Origin of the sequence: Parafannyhessea sp. (genome assembly GCF_051876455.1) — a bacterium.
Classification (GTDB): Bacteria; Actinomycetota; Coriobacteriia; order Coriobacteriales; family Atopobiaceae; genus Parafannyhessea.
In genome coordinates this window covers 1-4,325 of the sequence record NZ_JBJEHW010000062.1, presented here as the reverse complement: position 1 = coordinate 4,325, position 4,325 = coordinate 1, and the positions used below count along the sequence as shown (strand labels likewise).

3 protein-coding genes are annotated in these 4,325 nt (G+C 66.8%); 1 reads left to right on the top strand and 2 read right to left on the bottom strand.

The window, feature by feature from the left end; genetic code table 11:
• Together ACI38Z_RS03000 and ACI38Z_RS02995 are read right to left on the bottom strand one after the other, a co-directional pair.
• The coding region (locus ACI38Z_RS03000; protein ID WP_439788702.1) for a TatD family hydrolase at positions 1–599 on the bottom strand (599 nt) is incomplete at its 3' end.
• Between the two features lie 5 nt (positions 600–604).
• Positions 605–1,441 carry a tRNA threonylcarbamoyladenosine dehydratase gene (locus tag ACI38Z_RS02995; RefSeq protein ID WP_439788701.1) on the bottom strand — a complete coding sequence of 279 codons (837 nt, stop codon included), beginning with the start codon at positions 1,439–1,441 and terminating at the stop codon, positions 605–607.
• Positions 1,442–1,661: 220 nt separating this feature from the next.
• Here ACI38Z_RS02995 and ACI38Z_RS02990 point away from each other — a divergent pair.
• On the top strand, positions 1,662–4,325 hold a 2,664-nt coding region (locus ACI38Z_RS02990; RefSeq protein ID WP_439788700.1), incomplete at its 3' end, for a valine--tRNA ligase.

Here is a 4,325-nt window from a genome sequence, read left to right as displayed (position 1 = left end):
CGCCCGCGGCGCGTGCGGAGCATCATCTCGTTGACGGAGAACCAGCAGCCGGACACGACGGCGCGGTGCAGCTCGTCCGACGTGCCCGTGAACCAGTGGAACACGCAGCGGCACCGGTCCAGGCAGCCGGTCTCTGCCAGCACGTCGAGCACCTCGCCCGCGGACCTCACGGAGTGGATGGACATCACGCGCGGCTCCGGACCCTCCGCAGCGGCTGCCGCGCACGCGCGCCTGAACGCCTCGCGCTGCCGGTCGAGGGAGCCCTCGGGCACGTGCTTGGGCGAGAAGTCCATGCCGACCTCGCCCACGAACCGCGCCTTGGCAGCGAGCTCAACGAAGTCGTCCACGTCCTTCTCGCCCACGTGGCCGTCCGCCACCCACCAGGGGTGCATGCCCAACGCTACGCGCACGTTGGGCTGGTCGGCAAGCGCGTCGCGCGCGGCAAGGTAGCCCGTGGGCGTTACCGTGTTCGCGAGGACCCAGAGTCCGTCGGCCCGCGCGTCCGTTGCGACATCGCGCATGTTGGACATGAAGTCCAGGTGGCAGTGCGCGTCGAGCAGCCTCATGCCGGCCGTGCCCGTCGCGACGCTCGCGCACATGCGGCTCACCTGCTCCCGCGGCGGCGCTCCGCCACGATGGGCGCCTGCACGTCCAGGTCGTTGTGGAGGTCCGCCAGGTCGCAGATCACGCGGCCCGCGATCATCTGCCCCATGATGGGCGGCATGTAGCTCATCGTGCCCAGGGTCACGCCCTTCTCGGGCCGTTTGCCGCCGGGCAGGTCGGCGCCGCGCGGCGTCACGGGCATGGGCACCTCGGACGAGTAGAGCACCTGCAGCCCGCGAATGCCGCGCTTGCGGCATTCCTTGCGCATGACCTTGCAGATGGGGTCGGACTTGGTCTTCTCGATGGTGGAGAAGCGCAGGCGCTCCGGGTTGAGCTTGTTTGCCCCGCCCATGCTCGATATCAGCCGCAGCCCCGTGTCCTGGCACCACTTGGCGACGATGAGCTTCTGCGAGATCGTGTCGATGGCGTCGACCACGTAGTCGGGACGGGGGAGCGCCTCGAGCGTGGGGACGAGGTTCTCCTTGGAGAGGAACTGGTGCACCGTGGTGACCCTGCATTTGGGGTTGATGTCGTGCACGATGCGCTCCATCACGTCCGTCTTGGGCTGGCCGATGGTGGAGTGGTAGGCCACGGCCTGCCGGTTGATGTTGGAGGGCTGGACGATGTCCCTGTCCACCAGCACGAGCCCGCCCACGCCGCCGCGCGCGAGCGCCTCGACGCAGTTGGAGCCCACGCCGCCCAGGCCCAGCACCAGCACGCGGGAGCGCGCCAGCGCGTCGAGCCGCTCCTGGCCCAGGATGATGCGCAGACGGTCGGTCGCGGTCTCGGCCTCCACCTGCGGCGCGGCCTCAGCCGCGGGGGCGTTCTTCTCGTCCATCGGTCCTCCTAGCATGCGTTGCGCCGTGCGGGCGCGTGTGTGCTAACGACTGTAGCACGCGGCCGCGGGGGCGTCCTGTGGCGCGCGTGGTATGCTGTTGGGCTGACTTGGCCGGCGGCGCCGGCTCGGTCGCAACGTAAGCCAGCCTCGGCGGAGGCGCGCGCTCATTACACGAGTGCCCACACCGTCTGACGGGGCGCGTAAGAAGGCGGTATCAACCGTGGAAGAAATGCCAAAGAACTACGATCCCCAGACCGCGGAGCCCGAGCTCATCAAGAGCTGGATGGACGCCGGCTGCTACCAGCGCAGCAAGGGGGTGGGCGACTGCACCGTCGTCATCCCGCCCCCCAACGTCACGGGAATCCTGCACATGGGCCACGCCATGGACGACACTATCCAGGACACCTACATCCGCTACAACCGCATGCGCGGCCGCTCCACGCGCTGGATCCTGGGAACGGACCACGCGGGCATCGCCACCCAGACCAAGGTGGACAAGAAGCTCAAGAGCGAGGGCATCTCGCGCCTCGAGATCGGCCGCGAGAAGTTCATCGAGGAGTGCTGGAAGTGGCGCGAGCAGTACGGCGGCACCATCGTCAGCCAGATCAAGCGCATGGGCTGCTCCATCGACTTCGACGACGAGAAGTTCACCATGTCGCCCGAGTTCAGCCGCGCGGTCCGCAAGGTCTTCTGCGACTGGTACCATGACGGGCTCATCTATCGCGGCAAGCGCATCGTCAACTGGTGCCCCAGCTGCCGCACGGCCATCAGCGACGACGAGGCCGAGTACAAGGACGAGAAGGGCCACCTCTGGTTCCTGCGCTACCCCCTGACCGAGCCGGTCGACGGGATCGAGTACGTGACCGTGGCCACGACGCGTCCCGAGACGATGCTGGGCGACACGGGCATCGCCGTGAGCCCGCAGGACCCGGAGAAGCAGAAGCTCGTGGGCAAGACCGTGATGCTGCCCATCGTCAACCGCGAGATCCCCATATTCAGCGACTGGCACGTCGACCCCAAGTTCGGCACCGGCTTCGTGAAGGTGACGCCCGCGCACGACCCCAACGACTACGCCATGGGCCAGACGCACAACCTGCCGCAGATCAACATCTTCGACGAGACCGCGCACGTGGTCGATGGCTATGGCGAGTTCTCCGGCATGGACCGCGACGAGTGCAGGAAGGCGATTGTCGACTGGTTTGACGAGCATGGCCTGCTGGACCACATTGAGGACCTCGAGCACTCCGTCATGCACTGCTACCGCTGCGGCACGGCGCTGGAGCCGTGGCTGTCCGAGCAGTGGTTCGTGGCCGTGGACAAGCTCAAGGAGCGTGCGACCGAGGTTGTGAAGGACGGCGAGGTCAAGTTCCACCCCGACCGCTGGACGCAGACCTACCTCACGTGGATGGACAACCTCAAGGACTGGTGCATCAGCCGTCAGCTGTGGTGGGGCCACCGCATCCCGGTCTTCTACTGCGATGACTGCGGGTGGGAGGACGCCCTCATGGAGGACACGGACGTGTGCCCCAAGTGCGGCGGCCACCACGTGCATCAGGACGAGGACGTGCTCGACACGTGGTTCAGCTCCCAGCTGTGGACCTTCGCCACGCAGGGCTGGCCAGACCACCCCGAGCAGATGGAGGGGCACCACCCCACCAAGGTCCTCGTGACCGCTCGCGACATCATCGCGCTCTGGGTCGCCCGCATGATCATGAGCTCGCTGTACTTCACGGACGAGGTGCCGTTCCACGACGTGTACATCTACGCGACCATCCTGGCCAAGGATGGCAGCCGCATGAGCAAGTCCAAGGGCAACGGCGTCAACCCCATGGACCTCATCCAGAAGTACGGTGCCGACGCGATGCGCTTCAACCTGCTCACGCTCATCACCAACAACCAGGACGTCAAGTTCGACGCCAACATCGACAAGAAGACCAAGCAGCTGATCGACAGCCCGCGCACGGAGCAGGCCCGCTCCTTCGTCACCAAGATCTGGAACGCCAGCCGCTTCGTCCAGATGAACCTCGCCGGCTACGAGCCTGGCGCCCCCAAGGCCGAGACGCCCGAGGACGCGTGGATGCTGAGCCGCCTGGCCAAGGTCGTGGCCGACTCCACGAGGCAGCTCGAGCAGTACGAGTTTGGTGACTATGCCCGCAACATCCAGTCGTTCTTCTGGAACGAGGTGTGCGACTGGTACATCGAGCTCTGCAAGGACCGCCTGCTGCATGGTGAGCCCGCGGAGAGGCTGCAGGTCCAGCGCAACCTCGTGTTCGTGCTCGACACGTCCATGCGCCTGCTGCACCCGGTCATGCCGTTCGTGACGGAGAGCGTGTGGGACAAGCTCCCCGCCTCCGGCCTCGACGCGCACGACGCGCAGTTCCTCATGGTCGCCAAGTGGCCCGAGCCCGACGACTTTGCCAAGTTTGTGAACGAGAAGGCCGAGCACGACTTCGACCTCGCAAAGCGCGTGGTCTCCGCGGTGCGCTCGACCCGTGCCCGCTACCGCCTGTCGCCCAAGGCCGAGCTCGACGTGGCCGTCCGCTCCTCCGCGGATGACGCGGCGGTGCTCGAGGCGCAGCGCTCGTTCATCTGCTCCGTCGGCCGCGTGGACCAGCTGGCCCTCGGCCACGAGCAGGAGAAGCCCGAGGGTTCCGTCACCGTCGCCGACGGCACGCTCGAGATCTTCGTGGCGCTGGGTGGCCTGGTCGACCTCAAGGCCGAGGCGGCCCGCCTCAAGAAGGAGCTGGCAAAGGCCGAGAAGGACCTCAGCTCCGTGAGCAGGACCCTCTCTAACGAGGGCTTCGTCGCGAAGGCGGCGCCTGTCATCATCGAGAAGAAGCGCGCCCAGCAGGCCGAGCTCACGACCACGATCGAGCAGCTCAAG